Origin of the sequence: Vibrio sp. 1562 (assembly GCF_033340155.1) — a bacterium.
Classification (GTDB): domain Bacteria; phylum Pseudomonadota; class Gammaproteobacteria; order Enterobacterales; family Vibrionaceae; genus Vibrio; species Vibrio alginolyticus.
In genome coordinates this window covers 1-556 of record NZ_JAWOVY010000651.1, presented here as the reverse complement: position 1 = coordinate 556, position 556 = coordinate 1, and the positions used below count along the sequence as shown (strand labels likewise).

Annotated in this window: 1 protein-coding gene; it reads left to right on the top strand. The window is 47.8% G+C overall.

What is annotated here, in order from left to right; genetic code table 11:
- Nucleotides 1-135: 135 nt before the first annotated feature.
- The coding region (locus tag R7Z49_RS26885; RefSeq protein WP_318112716.1) for a glutamate--tRNA ligase family protein at nt 136-556 on the top strand (421 nt) is incomplete at its 3' end.

The window sequence follows — 556 nt, the reverse complement described above, 5'->3', positions numbered from 1 at the left end:
CCAGTCCCGTAAGCGCTCAGAACCACAAACACTCACCGCAGGCAAAACGTTATTGCCACTTCGTGTTTACAAAACCTAGCTGAAGCGTTACTTGCGATGACTAAACTGTACATCTAATAAATTCGAGATACACCCATGGCACGCTACGTAGGTCGATTTGCCCCATCCCCTTCTGGCCCATTACACTTTGGCTCATTGATTGCTGCGCTTGGCAGTTATTTTCAAGCCAAAGCAAACAACGGAATTTGGTTAGTACGCATTGAAGATCTTGATCCACCAAGAGAAATGCCCGGCGCTTCGCAACTGATTCTAGAAGCGCTTAAAGCTTACCAGTTGCATTGGGATGGAGAAGTGGTGTATCAAAGCGAGCGTCATGACCTTTACCAAGCACAGATCGATGCTTGGCTCGACAACGGTGACGCCTATTATTGCCAATGCACTCGCAAGCAAATTAAAGAGCACGGTGGCTTTTATCCGGGAACTTGCCGAGATAAAAACTTGAAAGAAGGCGCGATTCGCCTAAAAATGACCAAACCCGTCGCCCGCTTCCTCGATC